Raw genomic sequence first — 1984 nt, forward strand, 5'->3', positions numbered from 1 at the left:
CGGCGTCGAGGTGGTCCGGGTGGGCACCGCCGTCCAGCTGCGCGAGGCGGTGCTGAAGGCCGCCGCGGACGCCGACGCGGTCGTGATGGCCGCGGCCGTCGCCGACTTCCGGCCGGCCCACTACGCGGACGGCAAGATCAAGAAGCGTGACGGGCAGGACCCCGAGCCCGTCGCCCTGGTCCGCAACCCCGACATCCTCGCCGAGCTGTCGGCCGACCGGCAGCGGCCGGGCCGGCTGGTCGTGGGCTTCGCCGCGGAGACCGACGAGGTGCTCGCCAACGGGCGTGCCAAGCTCGCCCGCAAGGGCTACGGGCCGGTGATGGTCCACGAGGTCGGCGAGCACCGCACGTTCGGCTCCGACACCAACGAAGCCGTCGTGCTCGGCGCCGACGGCAGCGAGACGCCCGTGCCGCTCGGCCCGAAGGAGACCCTCGCCGAGACGGTCTGGGACCTCGTCGGCGCGCGGTGGCCGGACGCGGACTGAGCCGTCGCGGGCCCCGTCCGCCGCCCGCGGAGGACGGGGCCGGTACCGGCCCCGGGGCAACCGGCGGGTACGCGTTACTGCCCCTTGGCCCGCACGGGTGGTAGAACGTTCCGTGTCGCTGGGTGAGACACCTTGACCAGCGGGCACGGCCCTACCGATAAACTGTCCGCGGATCGTCCCGGGCGCAGCCCCCGACCGGTCCGACAAATTTTCAGCCAGCAGCCGCTGCAACCCCAGGGAGCGATGTGTCCCGCCGCCTGTTCACCTCGGAGTCCGTCACCGAGGGACACCCCGACAAGATCGCTGACCAGATCAGCGACACCATTCTCGACGCCCTCCTGAAGGAGGATCCCGCCTCGCGGGTCGCCGTGGAGACGCTCATCACCACCGGTCAGGTCCACGTGGCGGGTGAGGTCACCACGAAGGCGTACGCCGACATCCCCACCCTGGTGCGGAACAAGGTCCTCGAGATCGGCTACGACTCGTCCAAGAAGGGCTTCGACGGCGCGTCCTGCGGCGTCGCGGTGTCCATCGGCTCGCAGTCCCCGGACATCGCCCAGGGCGTCGACACCGCCTACGAGAACCGGGTCGAGGGTGACATCGACGAGCTCGACCGGCAGGGCGCCGGTGACCAGGGTCTGATGTTCGGCTACGCCTGCGACGAGACGCCGGAGCTCATGCCGCTGCCCGTCACCGTGGCGCACCGGCTCTCCCGCCGCCTGTCGGAGGTCCGCAAGAACGGGACGATCCCCTACCTGCGCCCCGACGGCAAGACGCAGGTCACCATCGAGTACGACGGCGACAAGGCCGTCCGGCTGGACACCGTGGTGGTCTCCTCGCAGCACGCCTCGGACATCGACCTGGACTCGCTGCTCGCGCCCGACGTCCGCGAGTTCGTCGTCGAGCACGTGCTGGCCGAGCTGGTCGAGGACGGCATCAAGCTCGACACCGAGGGCTACCGGCTGCTGGTGAACCCCACCGGCCGGTTCGAGATCGGCGGCCCGATGGGTGACGCCGGCCTCACCGGCCGGAAGATCATCATCGACACTTACGGCGGCATGGCCCGCCACGGCGGCGGCGCCTTCTCCGGCAAGGACCCGTCGAAGGTGGACCGCTCGGCCGCGTACGCGATGCGCTGGGTCGCCAAGAACGTGGTCGCCGCGGGCCTGGCCGGCCGCTGCGAGGTGCAGGTCGCCTACGCGATCGGCAAGGCCGAGCCGGTGGGCCTGTTCGTGGAGACCTTCGGCACCGCCGCGGTCGAGGTGGGCAAGATCGAGAACGCCATCGCCGAGGTCTTCGACCTGCGTCCGGCGGCGATCATCCGCGACCTGGACCTGCTGCGGCCGATCTACGCCCAGACCGCCGCGTACGGCCACTTCGGTCGCGCCCTGCCCGACTTCACCTGGGAGCGCACCGACCGTGTCGAGGAGCTGCGCACGGCCGTCGGCCTCTGAGCACCGGCATCGCCGGACGGGCCCGGACACCGCACGGTGTCCGGGC

General features: G+C 71.6%; 2 protein-coding genes. Both read left to right on the plus strand.

The window, feature by feature from the left end; genetic code table 11:
- A partial coding sequence (locus ACYVE9_RS24690) for a phosphopantothenoylcysteine decarboxylase domain-containing protein (RefSeq protein WP_461030110.1) occupies positions 1 to 484 on the plus strand: 484 nt, incomplete at its 5' end.
- 245 nt (positions 485 to 729) lie between these two features.
- Positions 730 to 1938 carry a methionine adenosyltransferase gene (metK, locus tag ACYVE9_RS24695; protein ID WP_461030111.1) on the plus strand — a complete coding sequence of 403 codons (1209 nt, stop codon included), beginning with the start codon at positions 730 to 732 and terminating at the stop codon, positions 1936 to 1938.
- Positions 1939 to 1984: the final 46 nt, after the last annotated feature.

The sequence above is a fragment of the Streptomyces sparsus genome (assembly GCF_054776295.1).